The sequence below is a fragment of the Seonamhaeicola sp. ABD4_175 genome, from assembly GCF_056160885.1.
In genome coordinates, this window is sequence record NZ_JBSWYC010000001.1 from 530,089 (window position 1) to 551,784 (window position 21,696).

At 31.9% G+C, this 21,696-nt stretch carries 15 protein-coding genes; 9 read left to right on the top strand and 6 right to left on the bottom strand.

Annotated features, from left to right (window positions below; genetic code table 11):
* Position 1: 1 nt before the first annotated feature.
* Genes ACXAG4_RS02115 through ACXAG4_RS02125 form a run of 3 tightly spaced genes read right to left on the bottom strand, consistent with a single transcriptional unit; the run spans position 2 to position 5,750 of the window.
* Positions 2-853 (bottom strand): substrate import-associated zinc metallohydrolase lipoprotein, encoded by an 852-nt coding sequence (locus ACXAG4_RS02115; RefSeq protein WP_475294421.1) that lies wholly within the window; start codon positions 851-853, stop codon positions 2-4.
* Positions 854-870: 17 nt separating this feature from the next.
* Positions 871-2,370, bottom strand: a complete 1,500-nt coding sequence (locus ACXAG4_RS02120; protein WP_475294422.1) for a RagB/SusD family nutrient uptake outer membrane protein — start codon at positions 2,368-2,370, stop codon at positions 871-873.
* 11 nt (positions 2,371-2,381) lie between these two features.
* The gene (locus ACXAG4_RS02125; RefSeq protein WP_475294423.1) at positions 2,382-5,750 is read right to left on the bottom strand and encodes a SusC/RagA family TonB-linked outer membrane protein; all 3,369 of its coding nucleotides are present in this window, start codon (positions 5,748-5,750) and stop codon (positions 2,382-2,384) included.
* 478 nt (positions 5,751-6,228) lie between these two features.
* Here ACXAG4_RS02125 and ACXAG4_RS02130 point away from each other — a divergent pair, with 478 nt between their 5' ends.
* From ACXAG4_RS02130 to ACXAG4_RS02150, 5 genes are all read left to right on the top strand, one after another.
* Positions 6,229-6,828 (top strand): ribonuclease HII, encoded by a 600-nt coding sequence (locus ACXAG4_RS02130; RefSeq protein ID WP_475294424.1) that lies wholly within the window; start codon positions 6,229-6,231, stop codon positions 6,826-6,828.
* Positions 6,829-6,889: 61 nt separating this feature from the next.
* Complete coding sequence (locus ACXAG4_RS02135) at positions 6,890-9,325, top strand: ribonuclease HII (protein ID WP_475294425.1); 2,436 nt, start codon at positions 6,890-6,892, stop codon at positions 9,323-9,325.
* A gap of 93 nt (positions 9,326-9,418) precedes the next feature.
* Positions 9,419-10,957, top strand: a complete 1,539-nt coding sequence (locus ACXAG4_RS02140) for an OmpA family protein (protein WP_475294426.1) — start codon at positions 9,419-9,421, stop codon at positions 10,955-10,957.
* Positions 10,958-11,109: 152 nt separating this feature from the next.
* Positions 11,110-12,159: a nucleoid-associated protein gene (locus ACXAG4_RS02145; protein ID WP_475294427.1), complete on the top strand. Its 1,050-nt coding sequence runs from the start codon at positions 11,110-11,112 to the stop codon at positions 12,157-12,159.
* A 73-nt stretch (positions 12,160-12,232) separates the two neighbouring features.
* Positions 12,233-12,745, top strand: a complete 513-nt coding sequence (locus ACXAG4_RS02150; RefSeq protein WP_475294428.1) for a DUF3124 domain-containing protein — start codon at positions 12,233-12,235, stop codon at positions 12,743-12,745.
* A gap of 1 nt (position 12,746) precedes the next feature.
* Here ACXAG4_RS02150 and lipB read toward each other — a convergent pair whose 3' ends face one another.
* Together lipB and ACXAG4_RS02160 are read right to left on the bottom strand one after the other, a co-directional pair.
* Complete coding sequence (gene lipB, locus ACXAG4_RS02155) at positions 12,747-13,466, bottom strand: lipoyl(octanoyl) transferase LipB (protein ID WP_475294429.1); 720 nt, start codon at positions 13,464-13,466, stop codon at positions 12,747-12,749.
* Between the two features lie 29 nt (positions 13,467-13,495).
* Positions 13,496-13,654: a YqaE/Pmp3 family membrane protein gene (locus ACXAG4_RS02160; RefSeq protein ID WP_475294430.1), complete on the bottom strand. Its 159-nt coding sequence runs from the start codon at positions 13,652-13,654 to the stop codon at positions 13,496-13,498.
* Positions 13,655-13,886: 232 nt separating this feature from the next.
* Here ACXAG4_RS02160 and lysS point away from each other — a divergent pair, with 232 nt between their 5' ends.
* The 4 genes from lysS (at position 13,887) to ACXAG4_RS02180 (ending at position 20,311) form a co-directional block, all read left to right on the top strand.
* Entirely contained in the window at positions 13,887-15,578 is a 1,692-nt protein-coding gene (gene lysS, locus ACXAG4_RS02165) for a lysine--tRNA ligase (RefSeq protein WP_475294431.1), read from the top strand.
* Between the two features lie 184 nt (positions 15,579-15,762).
* A complete protein-coding gene (locus ACXAG4_RS02170) occupies positions 15,763-18,225 on the top strand; it encodes a TonB-dependent receptor plug domain-containing protein (RefSeq protein ID WP_475294432.1) in 2,463 nt (820 codons plus the stop codon).
* 288 nt (positions 18,226-18,513) lie between these two features.
* On the top strand, positions 18,514-19,734 hold the full coding sequence (locus ACXAG4_RS02175) for a hypothetical protein (protein ID WP_475294433.1): 1,221 nt from the start codon (positions 18,514-18,516) through the stop codon (positions 19,732-19,734).
* 97 nt (positions 19,735-19,831) lie between these two features.
* A complete protein-coding gene (locus ACXAG4_RS02180; protein ID WP_475294434.1) occupies positions 19,832-20,311 on the top strand; it encodes a hypothetical protein in 480 nt (159 codons plus the stop codon).
* 84 nt (positions 20,312-20,395) lie between these two features.
* On the opposite strand, the gene hemL is transcribed toward ACXAG4_RS02180, so the two are convergent.
* Positions 20,396-21,682 carry a glutamate-1-semialdehyde 2,1-aminomutase gene (gene hemL / locus ACXAG4_RS02185; protein WP_475294435.1) on the bottom strand — a complete coding sequence of 429 codons (1,287 nt, stop codon included), beginning with the start codon at positions 21,680-21,682 and terminating at the stop codon, positions 20,396-20,398.
* Positions 21,683-21,696: the final 14 nt, after the last annotated feature.

The following is a 21,696-nucleotide window of genomic DNA, read 5'->3' on the forward strand; positions in this document are numbered from 1 at the left end:
CTTAATTTATCAATTCTAAAGTTGCTGCTTCTGTTAAAGCTTGTAACTCATACAGGTCTATATTAAAGTTTTCTTTGTAATATTCAACTACTAAAGACTCTTTAAACCTAATTATAGCTCTGGCTTGCTCACTTGCTATACCATCAACAATGGCATCATAATCTTCTTTTGAGTTTGTTAAAATTTCTGAAACCATTTCAACAAAATCTTCACTTTCTTGACTTGAGGCATAAGCAGTGATGTAACCTAACTCTCTTGCTTCTGCATCAGATCTATTAAACCAATTTGAATTGTAATTTTCTGGGTTTATTTGACCATAAATAGGATCTACCGGTACTGTTTGGTTTAATATATGCGCGTATTCATGTTGCACTGTTTTTAATGGTTGCTTGATTATATCAACATCAGAGAAATCTAAATAATCAACATTAAAAAGTGTAATCTTGCTTCCTGCTTCAGCCACACCTAATGTAATTGTTGGGCTATTAGGATTAAAATTAAACCCGCCAGATAATGTAAATTGCCTTGGAGCTATATTTTTTATAAAGTTTTCTCCGCCCAATGCAGTGTATGGCTCTATCCAAGCTTTTAGCAAAGCTTCGGCTACTGGTTTTACATTTTGCTCAAATGGTGGGTGTAAAAATCTATCAATATCTGTTTCGTTTATATTCCATTTATATTGCACTTCAATATTATATGGCTCAACAAAATTATCTCTTAACCAAAGATCTAAATTGTTTAGTATTGGCGCATCGGTATCAATTTGACTATCACCAACAGCATCTGAATTACCACAAGATACTAGTGCTAAGAAAAATACTTTTAGGTAAATTATTTTTATAATGTTTTTCATACTTCTTCTTTTATTTATTATCTAGGGTTAGCCTCTATACCAAATGATTGTGCTGCTTCTGGTATTTGTACAGCTCTTCGGTTATCTCCTTTTGGCAATTCATAACTATTTCCAAAGAAATCTAAATGCTCTATAGCTATGTTGTGCCTTTTAATATCAAACCATCTTAAACCTTCGTTATAAAATACGGTTTGTTTAATATCTAAAACAGCGCTAACAAACGGCAAAGCTTCACTAGAAATGGTGTAAAATGGCGTATACAAATCTGCCGGAACTCCTTGATATATTGCCGCTATATCTTCAGGCGTTAATGTATCTGTACTTGGATCATACCCATCAGTTTTTAGCGCTAAAGACATATTAATATCATTTGTAGCATTTTCATACTGGCCTAACATAGCATATGCTTCAGCTCTATTTAGTAAAGCTTCATCTGTTGAGAATAATACAAAAGTAACAAATGGAATACCTATACCGGCCGCTTGATTTGTTACCCTAAAATATTCCTGATACTTAGGAATAAAGTTGTTATCGCTTCCGCCTCTAAAAAATAAACTATAGGCCCAACCTTTTCCTGAAATATTAGCACTATTAAACAAACTGTTTACAATATTTGGTGCCATTTGGTATCGTGCTCTAGCATCTATTCTATTGTAAAGTGAATTACCTGTTACTAGCAATAAGTTTGCAGGTTCAACTGTTGATGATGTATAAAGGGCTACTTGCTCATTAAATGTTAAGTTGCTTGAAGACGCTATGTTTCTTAAAACAGCTAATGTATTACCATCACCTAAAGCTATATTACTATGCTCAATAACTTTTTCCCAGTCTCCTACAGTTAAATAAAACCTTGATGCAAAAGCACTAGCGGCCTTTTTTGTAAAGTGAAAGGTATTAATTTCGTAATTATCTTCAATTAATGGTAAACCCTCTTCTAAATCTTTTTGAATATTAGCATAAACATCAGCCACAGTACCTCTTTCATAATCTGCTAGTAAAACAGTTTCAGGTTCTAACACGTAAGGAATTCCTAAATCTGAACTTGAAGTTGACGGATTAAAAGCTTTAGAGAAAATATTAACCAACATGTAATGTGCGTAAGCTCTACATAATAAAGCTTCACCTTTTAAAGCACTAAGTTCACTACCATCACCAAGTTCTTCAATTGAAGCTAAAGCCTGATTTGCTTGTGCAATAGCTTTGTAAGCCTGGTTCCAGTAATTTGTTGGCGTATCTGTATCAATATCATTTAAATCTCTCCAGAAATACATTTCTTCGTTTACTCTAAACTCTACAGTTGCACTAGAGCCTTTATCTCCAGCATTGTCTGACATTGGTTCTAAAAACGACACATAAGCTGCTTCGGGATAAGCTGCTACTAATAACTCTGCTATTTTATCTGGCGTATCAATAGTTGTTCTATTGTCTGGTGTTTCATCTAAAATATCACTACATGATGATGTTAGCAACACTAGGCCAAATAGTATTTGTATGTTTCTTATATAAATATTTTTCATAGTATTTTTTATTAAAAGCCAATATTAAGTGAAAACGTATATAACTTAGAAATTGGTAACGCAACACCACCTGACCTAAAAAACTCAGGATCTTGACCACCTAATTTTGAATCTGAATAGATTAAGAATGGGTTTGTACTTTGTAAACTCATTCTAAAAGAAGATAAGCCTAGTTTTTGTACTGTTTGCTTATCTAATGAATAACCTAAAGTTATGTTTTTCATACGCACAAAACCACCATCGGCAACTCGCTCTGTAGAATAATTATAAGCGTTATACAATTGCCTTAAATCTGTATCACCGTAAGCTTGTAACAAAGATTTTGATGCAATTACTGGCACATTAGTAATGTTTTCATCGCCTGGTGCAATCCATCTATTAACAAATTCTCTTGGGAACACGTCTAAATCTGTATATTGTGACTTAAAGCTAGGTGTTAACCTTACTTTATTACCTGCTGAAAAAGATACGAAAAAGCTTAAATCCCAATTTTTAAATTTAAAATTATTAGCAATACCACCTGTAAGGTTTGGTTCTGTTGGGCCTTCATAAACAAGGTAATCTAACACATCATCAGTATCTTGAAAATCTATTAGTGCAAAAGGATCTGCTGGATCATAATCTGGCTGATCTGTTAAAAACTGAGGCAAACCAAATTCATTTAAACCTTGAAATTCATATGAAAACAATGCTCCTTTAGGAAAACCTATTGCGTTACCTCTTCCGGTTCCGGTAATTAAATCAAAAACATTTGTTTCTTGCTTTAAATCTGTTATTTCTTGATTGAAGTGTGAAATATTGAAGCTTGTTCTCCAAGAAAAATTATCATTATCAATATTTACAGTGTTAAGCTGAAACTCAATACCATTTGTTGTCATTTCAGAATTGTTACCAAGTTTTAACTCTTCACCACCAATACCGGTTGTTCTAATTAAGTCTATTAAATCTTTACCTTTTCTAAAGTAAGCATCAAAATTCATGGTAATGCGGTTATTGAAAAGTCCTAAATCTAACCCCAAGTTTAACTCTAAAGTTTTCTCATAGGTTAATTCACTATTTTGTAAATCTTCAATATTTATAAAGTTTTCTCTATCATCAGGATTAAACCTATCTGTAACTTGGTTTCTAAAAACAGCTAGATTATTGGTAGCATTATCGGCTAATAAACCAACTAAACCATAACTTGGGCGAAATGCCATACTAGAGATAACATTTGAGTTTTGAATAAAATCTTCTTTATCAATATTCCATTTTCCTCCAACTGAGTATGTTGGTAACCATCTTGAATCTGAAGATTTACCTGCTCTATTTGAGCCTTCGTAATTTCCTGAAACATTTAATACGTATTTCTTATCAAAATCATAAGTTACGTTTGCAAATAGTGATACTTCACGTTGTCTTGTTTCTTGTGATGAAAAATAATCGTTTCCTTCTAAAATTACTTTCTTTAAAATATCAGGATCTGTAAACACCGTTCCACCTCTATCAAATTGATATCCGTAACCTGTGTTTGAACTGCTAGACCTATCGGTGTGCCTGTACTCTTGCCCTGCGTATAAACGTAAACCGTGTAAATCATCTTTAAATCTTGTTGTATAATCTAAAGTGTTTCTAAAAGTATATGTTACCAGTGTATTTTTTGTACTTGTTAAAATACCTCCAACTGGCAATACTACTTTGGGTCTTGAGTTAGGCTCATCTGGATCTGTAAACAAAAATGTATTAGCATCTTGTACAATGGTAGTTTCATCTGCTCTGTAAGCTGCTGCTACATTTGAATTTTCAGTTGCTCCCTGCTCACCAACAGAAGTTACATAACGCGCAGAACTTAAATGTGTGTATTTAAGCTTATCATTAATTTGATAATCTGCTTGCAATTGCATTTTTATATCATTCACATTTAGCTCTAAAGAGTTATTATCTAACTCGTTTATAATATTAAATGGCGCCCAATTGTATCTAGAATATTCTAAATTACCATCATTATCCCTTGGGCGTAAGGCTCTACTTGTATTAATTGCGTAACTGAACGGGTTAATATCAAAATCTCTTGTGAACGACCCAAAAAAGGTATCTTCTTCTCTAGATAGTGTTCCAGGAGCCAATTGATTTCTAACAGAACCTTGTAACTGTGTTGTTAGCTTTAATTTATCATCAAATAAGAAAAATGTATTTCTTAAGTTACCTGTTATTCTTCTTACACGATCTGCAACCGTCCAACCGGCATCAGTGTAATAACCTAATGATGCGTATGATGTTGCGTTTTCACTACCGCTAGAAAAACTTAAAGTATGAGTTTGTGTTGGAGTTGCTCTAAATAATGTTTTAAACCAGTCTGTATTTGCTAATTCATATTGTTGTAAAAACTTAGCTTTTGCTTCTGGTGTGTTTTCTAGCTCGAACTGCCCCGTAGTTTCATCGTAATTATTAATGGCTCTATACATTATATTGTATATACCTCCAAACCTACCTTGAAATGAAGAAGGTAAATTCAAAAACCCTTTAGATTCCATTTCACGGTAAACTGATACTGTTTCTTGCGAGTTTAACAAATCGAAATTTGAATATCGTGGAATATCTCTTACCGCATATTCTGCAGCATAATTAAATGTAGGTTTTTGGTTTTTTCTACCAGATTTTGTGGTTATAACCACCACACCATTTAAAGCTCTTGCTCCATACAATGCGGTTGCTGAAGCATCTCTTAAAATTTCAAAACTTTCAATATCGGCTGCATTTAAACCAGCCACAGCAGAACTTAAAAGTGTATTAGGATCACCAGACACAAGATCAGACACTGATAGGTTTACAATTTCTTCTTGTATAACACCGTCAATAATCCAAATAGGCTTTGTATCACCTAAAATAGAAGAAGACCCTCTAATTGTAATTCTTGGTGCTGCACCAAAAGTACCAGTAACATTTTGTACACTTACACCTGCGGCTCTACCTTCTAAAGCTCTAGATATATCGGCTACACCATCTAATTTAACGTCTTTAGCTTTAATTGTTTGAGAGGCCCCTGTAAAAAGCTCGCGTTTTACATTTTGATACCCTGTAATTACAACAGCATCTAAACCTTCTAAATCTTCAATTAGCGTAACGTTTATTACATCACTATCGCCAACAGTAACAAGTTGGGTTTTCATACCAATGTAACTAAACTTTAACACTTCTCCTTTTTTAGCTTTAATGGCATAATTCCCATCAAAATCTGAAACAACACCTCGTGAAGTTCCTTGCACAATAACGGTAACTCCATCTAAAGGAATACCGCCCGAGTCAATAATTGATCCATTAATTTGTCCATTTTGCGCACTGGACACATGAAATGACAGCGTTAGTAAAAACGCCATCAAATACGCGTAATTTAATTTCATAAATTAAAAATTTGAGTTAGTCAAATGTAAATATCACTATATTTCATCAGAATGACAAAATATGTAACAAAAAAACAACCAAACAAGACCAATTATTAGGTATTTAGCATTTTTTGTAGTTAGATTATAATAATATCGTTAGAATAAAACAAAAAAAGAAAGCCAACATAAAGCTGGCTTTCTTTTAAATATTAAACAAGAATATTTATATTGAGTTAGTCGGTTGCAAACATCACAATATTATAATTAATAACCAAGCAAAAACATAAAAAACATAAAAAAACCTGCTAAAAAGCAGGTTTTAAAATTAACACATTCGTTTTTTAATGCTGTTTTTTGTGTTATATTCTGAATATTTATTAGATATACCGATGATTTATCAAAATAATTTTAAAAAAAACAAGCGCACCAACAATTACAATGCACGCATAACACTTTAGTTTTTAAAGTTTTATAGCTTTGCTCAAACAAATATTATATGCTATTAAAAAAATATTCTGATTTCTTGTTTGAATGTGGAACTGATGAAGCTGGCCGAGGGTGTCTTGCAGGACCTGTTACTGCAGCTGCCGTAATTTTACCTGAAGATTTTAGCAATCAAATTTTAACAGACTCAAAGCAATTAAGCGAAAAAAAACGCATGCTTTTAAAACCTGTTATTGAAAGTGACGCTTTATCTTTTGCCGTTGCTCATGTTTTTGAAACTGAAATAGACAATATTAATATATTAAATGCTTCAATTTTAGGCATGCATAAAGCTATTAGTAATCTTAAAATTACACCAAACTTTATTATTGTTGATGGCAATAAATTTAAACCTTACAAGAACATTTTGCATGAAACCATAATTAAAGGCGATAGTAAATATTTAAGTATTGCAGCCGCATCTGTATTGGCTAAAACTTATAGAGATTTATATATGGACAAAATTCATGAAGAATTCCCTATGTACAACTGGAAAAAAAACAAAGGCTACCCAACTAAAGAGCATAGAGCTGCTATAAAAAAATACGGCGTAACTAAACATCACCGTAAGTCGTTTAAATTATTGCCAGATCAACTTAGTTTAGATTTATAAATTGCTTTAAAAAATGCCTTTTTGCCACAAGTTTTTATCTTTACATAAAATTAATTTGTTCATGAAACCCTACGCCATAGTTTTTATTGTATTATTTACTTTTTTAAATTGTACTAACCCAAACACAAAACGCACTGAACTTATTGATTTTGCTCCAAAAAACAGCAGCATAATAATTAAAACTTCAAATTTTGAGAGTCTTAAAAATGCTATAAGCAACAATCATTTTTTAAAAAAAATTTCAAATAGCAAAACATATTTAAGTTTAGAAGAAACGTTAAAAAACACATCTGTTTTAAAACCTAGTACTGCCTCTTTAATTTGTTTTTCAAAAGACAAAAATGACAGCTTACAATACATGTTTATAACAAAACAAGATGCTGCTTTGTTTAAAACAGATTCTTTAAAAAATTACATCCAAGAAACATTAACTTACAAAAACAAAACCATTGTAAAATCTACTTTAAACAACAAAATATTTTACAGCTCAATAATTGATAGTGTATTTTTTGCGTCTTCATCAAAAAATATAATTGATGATGTTTTTAACAAATTTGAAACCAACATTAATTTAAAGAAAATTTACAGCACATTAAATGATAACAAAACCTGCTCTGTTATTATTAAACCAGACACAAGTTTTATTAATAATCGTGTTTTTTTAGAACCAAAACTAAACTTAAAAACATTTACCAACTACTTAGCTTTTGATGTTGATGCAAGCCAAAACGAAATTATTATTAACGGCATAGCTAAGGCTACAGATTCTTTAAATAGTACAATTAATATTTTTAAAGGCACCATTGCACAAGAAAACAAAACACACACCATTACACCAGCAAATAGTGATGGTTTTATGAGCGTAACATTTGATGATTTTAAAAAGTTTGAAACTAATTTAATTACATACAACAAACAAGATTCTACGCACACTACAACTAATTTACTAAAAGATATTATTGAATTTGGTGTAATTTATGAAGGCGAAAACCAAGCTATTGTTTTAAACTCTATTGATAATATTGCTACAAAAGATGCTTTAAGTAATAATAAAAAAATTGTTGAAACTTACCGAGAAGTTACTATTTATGAATTTGATGATCCGTTACTGTTTTCTAAACATTTACACCCTTTTATATCTTTCAACAAAGCCAATTTGTATTGTGTAATTGACACCTTTTTTGTATTTGCCGAAACCACCGAAATGCTTCACAACATTATTGCAAGCTACCAAAACAAAACTACTTTAAATAACAGAGACTACTTTAACAATACTAAAACACATTTAAGTGATGAAGCTTCAGTACTTATGGTTTTTAATCCGTTAGCCTTTAATAATATTATAAAAAGCCATATTAATGTTCATAATTTAAACGTAAACGATTACAAAGCTACAGCGCTTCAATTTATTTATGATGCTAATTTTGCTCACGTTAATGGTGTTATTAAAAAGAATAAAACTAATGTTGTACAAAATACAGTTTCCGAAGAGCTAAACATTTCATTAAACAAAGCTATTTTAAACACGCCTCAATTTGTAGTTAACCATTTAACAAAAGAAAAAGAAATTGTAGTGCAAGATGTTGATAACAACTTGTATTTAATTTCTAATAAAGGAAAAATTATTTGGAAAAAACAATTAAGTGGGCCCGTTTTAGGCACCATAAACCAAATTGATATTTATAAAAACGGCCGATTACAACTATGCTTTACCACACCAAAAAATGTTTATGTAATTGACAGAAACGGCAATAATGTAGCACCTTTTCCTATGAAATTTAATGATGCTATAACCCAACCACTTTCTGTTTTTGATTATGATAAAAAGAAAAACTACAGGCTATTAGTAACACAAGGTAAAAACATTTTAATGTACAACGTAAAAGCACAAATTGTAAATGGGTTTACTTTTAAATCAGCTAATGGTTCTATTATAAATCAACCTAAACACTTTAGAATTGGTAGTAAAGATTATATAAGTTTTAAAACACAAAACAAACTTTATATTTTAGACAGAACAGGTAAACACAGAGTAACACCTAAAACAAACACTTCCTATTCCAATCAATCTATATATCTATATAAAAATACGTTTACTACTACAACAAATACGGGTAATTTACTTAGCGTAAAAACCAATGGTAATGTTAATATGCAAAACGTTAATTTAAATGAAAATCACTATTTAACAACTACCAGTAAAACAATAGTAACATTAACTGAAAATAAACTACATATTAAAAATAAAACTACCGAATTAGATTTTGGCAACTACACAGCGCCTAATATTTTTTATATAAACGATAAAATTTACGTTACTGTAACCGATACGCAATCACATAAAGTATATATTTTTGATAGCCAATCTAAACTTCTGCCAAACTTCCCCGTTTACGGCAACTCAAAAATTACTCTAGATAATATTGACAAAGACAGCGCTTTAGAGTTTGTAACAAAAGGTGATGCTAATGCCATAATTGTATATCAAATAAATTAAACCAAAACATTATACATTTTATTGCGAGAAAGTATTGCCCATACAAAACTAATCTTTATCTTTAGCCTGCTATTAATTACATCACAAACTAACATGTTTCAAAAGTTCACCTTAAGTATAATAGGTTGTTTTATTGTACTTAGTATGCAATTTGTTTACTCTCAAACCAAACAACTGAAAAGACCTAAAAGCACAGTTGGCTTAACTAATGTAGATAACTTTGTTAGAGAATCATTTGATGTTTATGATAAAATATATAAATACGATGGTTATGCAAAAGCTGGCACTCCTTTAGATGACGATGATATTGATACCTTAGAAGAGGCTCTTGAAGATTTAGATATACTTAGCGCTAGTGCTCCAGATATTTTGAGTGACATTAATGGCGCTAGTGTTTTAAAACAAGGCAAAGCAACACTACAAATAAACAAAGCAAAAAAAGCATTAAAATACAGTATAAAAACAGCTAAAGAATTATTGTTAGGGCAGCGTAAACGCGAACAAGAAGAAGAAGAAGCCAATACTAATTCTGAAAACAACACAACCACAAAACCACAAAACCAAAACACTAAAAGCACAACAACCAGCACAAAACCAGAAAACACAAACGCATCTGATAACCTTGAAATTTATAGTAAGTTTGACTTTGTTCCTGGAGATGAACTAATATATTTTGATGATTTTTCGCAAGATTTCATTGGTGATTTCCCAAGTAAATGGAACACTAACGGCTCTGGCGAAGTTGTAAAATTAAGTAAAGCCAATGGAAAATGGTTTGAATTTAAATCGGGGTACGGCATTTATTTTATGCCTTTAATAGACAATAAATTGCCTGAAGAATATACCATTGAGTTTGATTTATTTACAGAAGGCTTAAGCAATAATACATCTTCAACAGCAAAACTTAATATTATTTTTGATGACAACCAAGGCTTTAGCTACGGTAACAATTATGCAAAAGCTGCTATACCTTTTGGGCAATATTCAGCCTTTGGTATTGATGTAGACAACAATAACGGTTCAAATCAACGCATTAACGTAACTGTTACTGCAGATTTAAGAAATGAAGTTTTAAACAATCCACATATTTCTATTGCAGTTAATAAAAAACGCTTCCGTATGTGGGTTAACCAAACCAAGTATATTGATATACCACAATTAATATATAACACAAACATTGCATTTTTAAAGTTTGAATTAAGAGGTACTGCTGAAGGCGAAGAACATATTTTTATTAGTAATTTAAAAATAGCTGAAGGTGGTGTTGATTTAAGAAGACAATTAATGGCTGAGGGTAAAGTTTCAACCAACGGCATATTGTTTGATTTTGGTTTAGCAACCATAAAACCACAGTCATTTGGTATAATTCGTCAAATTTCTCAAGTTTTAAATCAAGACCAAAACATAAAACTTAATATTATTGGCCATACAGATACTGATGGAAGCAATGATAGTAATTTGAAATTATCAAAAGCAAGAGCCGAAGCCGTAAAAAATGCTTTAGTTAATGTTTATAAAATTTCAGAAAACAGGCTATCAACCCAAGGCAAAGGAAAAACAGAGCCCGTAGCAGACAATAATACTGCAAATGGCAAAGCAAAAAACAGACGCGTAGAGTTTGTAAAAATATAAAAGTAAGGGTACGATTTGGTAGATTTACCCGAAGTCCTCAAATCTTGAGCGCCAAAACTTCATGTTTTGGCGCTCTATTTTTTGCTAAATACTAATTAAAAAACAAACTTTGTAATTAACTTTTAATACTATTGCAAAAACAAATTGGTAATATGATTTCTAGAAAAAACGCCGAAATAACTAAATTAATAATACACAAGGTTGGTAATAAATTTAACGATACCAAAAACGCCTTTTCAGAAAAAACAGTTGTGTTTGATGAAGCTAGCTACGACCTAATGTTACCATTTTTACTAAAACTCTTTGGTAGTGCCGTACAAAGTTATAGGTTTAATCACCACTCTAACATAAGCCTAAACGAAATTAATAATTACAGCGCTCAAATGTTTAAAGACGAAGATGCTTTTATTGACACATCAAAGCATATAGTTACACACTTGTACGAGCAATCAACATCTGCAAACATTAAAACTGGCGATGTTATTGTAGCCCTTTTTGAAGGTATTGAATACAACGAAATTACCACAAACGCTATTGGTATTTTTAAAATTGAAAGCAAAATAAACTTTTTTCAAACCTATTTAGAAAACAACAGTTACGATGTTTTAGTACAAAAAGGAATCAGCTCTAAAAAAGTTGACAAAGGCTGCTTAATTTTAAACCAAACTGATGCTCAAGGCAATATTATTTTTAGTGTAGACAATAATAATTACGATGCACAATATTGGATTAATCAGTTTTTAAACATAAAATATGCCGACGATTCTAACAGCCATACGCAACAATACCTTGAGCTTTGTAAAGATTTTTCAACCGAAATAATAAAAACAAACTACGGCGCTAAAGAACAAAACACCTTTTTAGCTAAAACAATAGACTTTTTTAAAGAAAACGAAATAGTAAACATTGAAAAGTTTAAAGACGAAATTTTTGAAGAAGACACATACAAAACTGAATTTGACCAATACAAAAAAACCTTTGAAGACGAACAAAATTTATTAATTAGAAATCAGTTTGATGTAGTTGAACGTGTTGTTAATAAAGAAAAAAAGAAAATAAAAACCGACATTAAATTAGACACCAACATACAAATTAAACTAGATATTGATGCCCCAGATGCCTCAACCGAATATTTAGAACGCGGTTATGACAATGAGAAAAAAATGCATTACTACAAAGTATTTTTTAATGCCGAAAGTTAGAAAACAACAATGCTGTGTTTTAAAAAATTTTAAGTACATTTAGTTAGCCATCTCACACAAAAAAACTGGTATTATGAAAATCATATTCGCACTTATATTTACAGCACTTTTAGTTTACAGCTGCGAAGAAAAAAAACAAATAAGCTCTATAAACCCAGATAATTGGGCAAAACGCCATATTGCAAACTTAAGCGCTACAGATTCTTTAGAATACGGTAAATCATACCTATCTATTTATTCTCAAATTTATAGTTTAACCGAAAACAAAACGCACAATTTAACCGCCATGGTTAGCTTAAGAAACACCAGTGATACAGATACCATTTATATTTTAAAAGCTCAGTATTATGACACACACGGAAAAGCAATTAGGGCCTACTTTAACAAACCTATTTTTTTAGCTCCTATGGAAACTGCCGATATTGTTATTGATGAAACTGATACATCTGGCGGTACAGGTTCAAACTTTATTTTTGAATGGAAAATTCCTAAAAACTGCCCCGAACCTTTATTTGAAGGTATTATGAATTCTACAATGGGGCAACAAGGTTTATCATTTACAACCCAAGCCAAAAGAATTAAATAACTTAAAAAGCTGTTGCTTTACTGTGTACAAGTTCTGCTTCAAAAAGTGTTTTAAAATGTTTTAAAAGTTTGTTTTTAACTTCGGTTTCGTCAACTTTAGTTTTACCCAACTCTACATGTAAACTTGTAACAGCTTTACCCCTAATGCCACACGGTATTATATTGTCAAAATAACCTAAATCGGCATTTACGTTTAAGGCAAAACCATGCATGGTTACCCATCGGCTAGCGCGCACACCCATGGCACAAATTTTTCTTGCAAACGGCGTACCCACATCTAACCAAACGCCTGTTTCACCCGTGCTTCTCTCAGCTTTTAAGCCATATTCTGCTAGGGTTAAAATTATCATTTCTTCTAACAAGCGTAGGTATTTGTGTATATCTGTAAAAAAATTTTCTAAATCTAAAATAGGGTAACCAACAATTTGTCCTGGGCCATGGTAAGTTATATCTCCACCACGGTTTATTTTATAAAATGTAGCGCCTTTTTCTTGTAGTTGTGCTTCATTTAAAAGCAGGTTTGATACATCGCCACTTTTACCTAAAGTATACACATGTGGATGCTCTACAAACAAAAAATAATTGTTGGTTTTTAAACCAGCGTCTTCACGCCTATTTTTAACTTTTGTATTTACAATACCTTTAAAAAGCTGTTCTTGGTAATCCCAAGTGTCTTTATAATCTTTGTGGCCTAAATCGGTTACTTTTATTTCCTTATTCATAGCCCACAAAAATACAACATTTTTTGCGTTTAATGTTTAGGGTTATTAAGTATAACTAATGCTGCAATTACACCTGGCACCCAGCCGCATAACCACAATAAAAACACTATTAAAATTGAGCCACAACCTTTGTCTATTACGGCTAGTGGCGGACATATAATGGATAATAAAACTCTCCAAAAACTCATTATTATTTATTTTGATTTGATTGATGTATATATAAGACGTTAACATTTCAATTTTGTTACATAAACATAACATCTTTATGGGTTTGCCCTCGCGTTAGGGATTGCAGCAAGCTACCGTGTAGCGCGTAAAGCCCGACCGCGCCTAAAGCGCGGTAACGCCCAAAAAAAAATGGCAAACTGTAAATCAAATGATTATCTTTGTGCACTTAAAATTACACACAGTTTTTAGATTATGTCGCAATTATCAGAGCAAGAGCTAGTTAGAAGAGAAAAATTACAAAAATTACGTGCTTTAGGTATTAACCCATACCCTGCAGATTTATATCCTGTAAGCCATACTTCAAAACAAATTAAAGAACAGTTTGAAGAAGGTAAAGATGTTACCATTGCAGGTCGTTTAATGATGGTTAAAATACAAGGTAAAGCTAGTTTTGCCCAACTACAAGATGCCCAGGGCAAAATACAAGTATACTTTAACAGAGATGAAATTTGTACTGGTGAAGACAAAACTAAATACAACGAAATTTTTAAAAAACTTTTAGATTTTGGCGATTTTATTGGTATTGAAGGCGATTTATTTACCACTAAAGTTGGCGAAAAAAGCGTGCGTGTTAAAGATTTTAAATTACTTAGTAAGGCTTTAAAACCATTACCACTACCAAAAGAAAAAGACGGCGTTGTTTTTGATGCCTTTACGGACCCAGAACAACGTTACCGCCAACGTTATGCAGATTTGGTTGTTAACCCGCATGTAAAAGATGTTTTTGTAAAGCGCACAAAATTATTTAACGCTATGCGCCAGTTTTTTAATGATGCTGGTTATTTTGAGGTTGAAACTCCTGTTTTGCAACCTATTCCTGGTGGTGCCGCCGCAAGACCTTTTATTACACACCATAACGCCCTTGATGTGCCTTTATACATGCGTATTGCCAATGAGCTTTACTTAAAAAGACTTATTGTTGGTGGTTTTGATGGCGTTTATGAGTTTTCTAAAAACTTTAGAAACGAAGGTATGGACAGAACTCATAACCCAGAGTTTACGGCTATGGAAATTTATGTTTCGTACAAAGACTACAACTGGATGATGGACTTTTGTGAACGCCTTTTAGAGCACTGTGCTATGGCTGTAAACGGTACTACCCAAGCAACTTTTGGCAAACATGAGGTTGATTTTAAAGCTCCTTATGCCCGAGTTACCATGGCCGATTCTATTAAAGAATTTACTGGCTTTGATATTACTGGTAAAACCGAAGATGAAATTAGAAAAGCAGCCATTGATATGGGTATTGAGGTTGATGCAACTATGGGGAAAGGCAAACTAATTGATGAAATTTTTGGTGAAAAATGTGAAGGCAACTACATACAACCAACCTTTATTACAGATTACCCTAAAGAAATGAGCCCATTATGTAAAGAACACAGAGATAACCCTGAATTAACAGAGCGTTTTGAGCTTATGGTTTGTGGTAAAGAAATTGCAAATGCATACTCTGAATTAAATGACCCAATAGACCAACGTGAACGTTTTGAGCACCAATTGAAACTAGCGGCTAAAGGTGATGATGAAGCAACTGAGTTTATAGATTTTGATTTTTTACGCGCTTTAGAATATGGTATGCCACCAACATCTGGAATGGGTATTGGTATGGATAGGTTAATTATGTTTTTAACTAATAACCAATCTATACAAGAGGTGTTATTCTTCCCGCAAATGCGCCCTGAAAAGAAAAAAGTAGCCATTACTGATGATGCCAAAGCGGTTTTAGATATTTTGAAAAAAGCCGAGAAATTACCTCTTGCAGATTTAAAAACACAAGCAGGTTTATCTAATAAAAAATGGGATAAATCTATTAAAGAACTTACTAAAAACAGTCTTGCTAAAGTTGAAAAAACTGATGAAGATTTATTTGTTTCTGTGGTATAACAAAAAACACTTAAATATTTTAAAAAGAGGAATTGCTATTGTAATTCCTCTTTTTTTTTAAACAAGTTTAAATCAAAAGCAAAAACAAAAGTCTAAAATTCTGTTAATGAATTTTAAGAAAATTTTCACACTAAAATATTGTACTTTTAAATCTGTTAAAAAACTAAACTTTACCCAAAACAAAATGCTTAAAAAAATTACGCTTGGTTTTATTGTTTGCTTGTTACTTTCATTCACAATAACCAATAATTTTTCAGAGTTAATTCAAGAAAAATTAAACAGCTACATTGATAATTACCCTGAAAAAGTATACGTTCAAACAGATAAACCTTACTATTCTTTAGGCGAAGATATTTGGTTTAGTACTTATTTAGTAAACGGCATAAACCACAAAAAAAGTAATAAAAGCAGAGTGGTTTATGTTGAGCTTATAAATGAACAAGATAGTATTGTTTCAAAAAAACAGCTATACATGTTTACCCAAAATACGGCAGGCGATTTCAAAATTGAAAAAAACTGGAAATCTGGTAATTATATGCTAAGAGCTTATACCAACTATATGCGTAACCAAGACACCGATTATTTTTTTAAAAAACAAATTCCTATTTGGAATGTTAGTAACACAGACAGCATTACTACCAACATAACAAAAACCGAACTTACGCCTAAACAAAACAACACATTAAAAGAAAAACCCGAAATTAGTTTTTATCCCGAAGGCGGATATTTAGTAAATGGTTTATCTTCAAAAATTGGCATAAAAGTAAAAGACAAACTAAACCGCGATATTGCTATTAGCGGTGTAATTAAAGATTCTGACAACAATGTTCTATCTGCTTTTAAAACATTACAATTTGGCTTAGGCATTGCTAGTTTAACTCCTAAAAGTGGTAAAAGCTACGCCGCTCATGTAACAATAAACAACGTTGAACACACGTATCCGCTTCCTAAAGCATTACCTGTAGGTTACAATCTTAACATTGTAAATAATGGCAACCATTTATTGGTTGGTGTATCAACAAACAACCCTATTGGACTAAAAAATGCTTATTTAGTGGCACACCAAAGAGGTGATTTTGTTTTTGAAAAAACTGAAAACACTGCAATTAAAAATTATGTTATTAAACTTAACACCAACACACTAAATGATGGTGTTACACATTTTACACTTTTTAACAACGAAGGAAAACCCGTTGCCGAACGATTAGTGTATATTGATAACCCCGAAAATGATGTACAGGTAAACTTAACCACAAATAATAAAAACCCCGGAACAAGACAACAGGTAAATTTTAATGTTAATGTAAAAGATAAGCAAGGTAATGCTGTTACTGGTAATTTATCTATGGCTATTACTGATATTGATGCTATTGAACATAGCACACTACAAGAAAATATTAAAACCTATTTGCTATTAAATTCAGATTTAAGAGGTCATATAGAAAACCCAGGATACTTTTTTGAAAACAACAATGCCAAACGCAAATATTTATTAGACCTTGTTATGCTAACACATGGTTGGAGACGCTTTACATGGAACAACCTTTTATATGAAACAAAAAAAGAAACCATTTATAAACCAGAAAGAGGTTTATATATTTCTGGTCGTATAACTTCTCAAAAAAACAAAAGCATAAAAACAGGTACTACAAGGTTAACTTTTATGGGTACATTTCCGCATCAAGAAAAAAAGCCTGTAAACGCTAATGGTAGTTTTGAATATGGCCCGTTTGTATTTATGGATACCATGCCTACCATTATTGAAGCTAGAGTAAACAATTTTCAAAAAGAAGAAACCAAAGCCAACAGGATGGTAGATATTCATTTAACGCCAAACTATAGTCCAAGCCCAATTATTAAAAGGCAATCTGTTTTAAAACCTAATTTAAACGATTCTACAAAAATTAACAACTTCATAAAACAATCTAAAAACATATATGATATTAATTTAGGTTTTATTGAAGACGCCCGCTTACTAGACGAAGTTGTAGTTACAGCTACCCGAAAAACACAAGAAGAAAAAAGAACCGAAGAGCTTAATGAAAAAGCAATTTACGGCTTTCCAACGAACAGAATTGACATGAAAGATTATGAAAACTTAGAAACCATGAGTTTTTTAGAGTTGGTTAGTATGGTGCCGGGTGTTAATGTTGTTAATGACAGCATTACAATAAGAGGTGGCGGCACACCAAGTATTTACCTTAATAATATTCCTGTACAAATTGAAGATGTTTATACAATGACAGGGGCCGAAATAGAATTTATTGATGTTTTAAAAGGACCCGATGCTGTATTTTTTCCAAATAGTGGCAATGGTGTTATTGTTATTCACCAAAAAGAAGGTGCCGATTTTTTAGCAAAAAACATAAAGCGTAAACCTGGTATTATAGATTTTACGTCAACAGGTTTTTATACCGCTAGAGAATTTTATGCCCCAAACCATATTGATCCTTTTGATAGTAGTAACAAACAAGATATTAGAACAACTCTGCATTGGGAACCCAAAATTCAATTAACCCAAGAGAAAAACAATCAGAACATTTCATTTTTCACCAGTGATGTTAGAAGTAATTATGCCATAAAAATTGAAGGCGTAACTGATGATGGTGTGCCTGTTTACCATTTTTCTACATTTCAAGTTGATTAAAAATTAAAACCCGATGACTCTCAATCATCGGGTTTTAAAACTAACTAACAACTTAACTAAATTTAATACTAAAAGTTAAAACTCTAAAAGTGTAAATCACTTATTAGATGTATTTCTCTTATTGAAAACTAAATTATAACACAAATAACCAATAAAAAAACCACGTAGCAATGCTTATTTAGAAAGGTTTAACACAATTAACTTCACTTTATATTTTTTTTAAGAAAAACAATATGCGTTGGTTAAATTTAAGAAACAACAACTCTAAATTACACTATATTTGTGCCCATGATTAAAAAGGGTGTCATTCTATTTTTCATACTGTTTTCAAACGTTTTTTTTGCTCAAAAACAAGACAGTTTACACATTAAAAACGGCATAGAAAACCCGTCATTATTAAGCACACATCATTTTGGAGTTTTTAATGCTAGAATTAACACCAACTTTAAACACAAGGCAACAAAAAATAAAGAAATAACGCTTCAATACAGCAGCGGCAATACGTTTCACCCTTACGTTGAAGCTTATTTTCCTAAAGACCCCGAAGTTAGAAAACAATTAAGCAATACCACATGGTTTTACCGGCGTTTTAATTTTATTAACCAAGAAACTACACCCGCAGATTACATGAATATTGTTATTGATGCTGTTTTAAAAGAGTTTAGAATTGGCTATACCATACCAATAAGCAATACACAAGAATTAAACCTTAATTTAAGATCTTACCTAATAACCAAAGGCAAACACCCTTTTTCTTTATTTACAAGTGATGAAACTATTGAATGGTTTCATAGCAATATTGCCGGTGGCGAAGACCCTTTTGGAAGACGCTACTACGGGTTAAACCAAGTTAACTTTGAGTATTTAGATAGAAATGGTAATACTTTGAGATTTGAAAACAACGACTTTTTTATTAGTGGTTTAGAATTGGCGTATTACTACTACCCCAATTTAAAAATTAATAAAACCCGAAATATATTTATAAATTTTGGTTCACATTTAGGCATAAACACCTCAAAACATAACCCTTCGGCAGATTTTGGTTTATCTGCAAACATTGTAAAACAATATTTTATTAATAAGAAGTTTCCTTTTAACATAGCCTTTGGCACTAATCTTTTAAGAAAAAACATCATTAAGTTTAGTAACAATGCTATAGATTTGGGTAACAATTTGTTTTTAGCAACTTTTGAAGGTAATATAGAATTTACCACATTTACCAAACAAAAAAACTATCATGCTTTTGGTATAAATTATCAAATGCAAACACGCTACAACAAAAAAGAAGAAGAAGGCTATTACAAGCTATCTGGTAAATGGGCCGAAATTAATGGCGGTTGGCACAATGGTGTTAGTACACTTTACAAAACACTATCAACCATAGCGGCTACTTACACATACAAACGTCCAAACTACAAAATATCATGTTACTTTAAACAAGATTTAGAAGTAAATAACGCACCCGATTTTCAAACAGGTATTCAATTAAGCATTCCTATTATTAAGTAACCTATTCTGTTAATTTCACGTTAAATTAAAATTACAATTAAACCTTTTCATTTCGTTTAAGTCAAAAAGGCACATTAAAATTAAAAACTTAAATACAATGAAAAAAATACTAGTAATTGCAATTGCCCTTGTAACTGTACAAGCTTTTGCGCAGCCAAATCAAGACAGAAAACAAAAAAATAACATGCACAAAATGCATGATTTAACACCAGAAGAAGCGGCAACACTACAAACAAAAAAAATGACTTTACATTTAGACTTAAATGAAAAGCAACAAGCCCAAGTAAAAGATATACTTTTAAAAAATGCCGAAGCAAGAAAAGCCAAAAGAGATGCTTTTAAAGCTAAAAAAGAAAGTGGTGAACTTGAAAAACCAACAAAAGAAGCGCGTTTAAAAATGATGAATGAAAGATTAGACCATCAAATTGCTATGAAAGCTAGCATGAAGAAAATTTTAAACGAAACGCAATTTGCTAAATGGGAAAAAATACAAGCAAAAATGGCACACCGCGGTAAAAAAGGTAAAAAAGGCATGCATAAAAAGAGAATGCATGGTGAAAAAGAAACTAAAATTTAGTTTGTTGATTGATTATAGTTTGTTAATGAAAAAGGCAATTCAGAATGTTGAATTGCCTTTTTCTATTTTAAATATATACGCAACTTATAATGTTTTGGCAACTTCGTTAACCGCGTTTATAGTAAAATCTAAATCTTCATAAGTTAAAGCATCTGTAATAAACCAAGTTTCAAAAGCACTAGGTGCAATATAAACACCTTGATTTAACAGGCCATGAAAGAATTTTTTAAACGTATCATTATTACCCTTAGCAGCCGTATCAAAATTAGTTACTTCACCTTCATCAAAATGTACAGAAATCATAGAGCCAACTCTGTTAATAGTATAAACCACATTGTTTTGCGTTAATACATTTGCTATGCCTTCATGTAAATATTTAGTTTTCTCTTCTAACCTTTTAAAAATTTGGGTATCATTGTTAAGTGTGCTAATCATAGCTAAACCAGCAGCCATAGCTAATGGATTTCCGCTTAATGTACCAGCTTGATACACAGGCCCAAGCGGCGCTAAATAATTCATTATTTCGTTTCTAGCAGCAAAAGCACCAACGGGCAAACCACCGCCAATAACTTTACCAAAACAAACAATATCTGCCTTAATATTAAATAATTCCTGTGCGCCTCCTTTTGCTAGCCTAAATCCAGTCATTACTTCATCAAAAATTAATAAAATATTATGTGTATCACACAAATTTCTTAATGCTTGTAAAAACCCTTCTTTTGGAGGAATACACCCCATATTACCAGCAACAGGCTCAATAATTATGCAAGCTATTTCATTTTTATTAGCATCAATTAATTGCTCTACATTTGTTATATCATTATACGTTGCCAACAAAGTATCTTTAGCAGTACCTTGCGTTACGCCTGGGCTATTTGGCGTACCAAATGTGCTGGCGCCACTACCTGCCTGAATTAAAAACGAATCGCTATGCCCGTGGTAACAGCCTGCAAATTTTATTACTTTATCTTTTCCGGTATAACCGCGTGCAAGCCTAACGGCACTCATACATGCTTCGGTACCAGAATTTACAAATCTAATTTTATCAATATTAGGCACCATTGAAACGGCTAATTCTGCAATTTTAGTTTCAATTTCAGTAGGCATTCCAAAGGAAGTTCCTTTTTTGGCTTTTTCAACTACAGCATCAACAACGGGTTTATAAGCATGCCCTAAAATCATTGGTCCCCAAGAGTTTATGTAATCTATTAACTTATTACCATCTTCATCAAACAAATAAGCACCTTTGGCTTCTTTTACAAAAATGGGTGTACCACCAACACCTTTAAAAGCTCTAACGGGTGAATTTACGCCTCCTGGAATTACTTTTTCTGCTTCGGCAAACAAAGCACTACTTCTTTTATAAATCATGAAAAATTAGTTTT